The 231-nt window shown below is 71.4% G+C and carries 1 pseudogene; it reads left to right on the top strand.

The features are described from left to right. Positions 1 to 231 (top strand): annotated as a pseudogene (locus ACSNOK_RS36510) (hypothetical protein); the annotation flags it as partial.

Here is a 231-nt window from a genome sequence, read left to right on the forward strand (position 1 = left end):
CGCCGGCCTTCCTGCTGCACCAGAAGGCCGAGGAGGGCAACGACAAGCTCGCCCGCGGCATGGCACCCCACCTGCCCTAGCCGAGAACCTTCGAGGACTGGCACTGGGCGACCCAGCTCAACCAGGCCCGCGCGGTCGCCTTCGGCATCGAGCACTTCCGCTCCTGGTGGCCGCGGACGGCCGGGGCGGTCGTCTGGCAGCTCAACGACTGCTGGCCGGTCACCTCCTGGG

The organism is Streptomyces sp. URMC 126 (assembly GCF_051386555.1).
GTDB lineage: Bacteria > Actinomycetota > Actinomycetes > Streptomycetales > Streptomycetaceae > Streptomyces.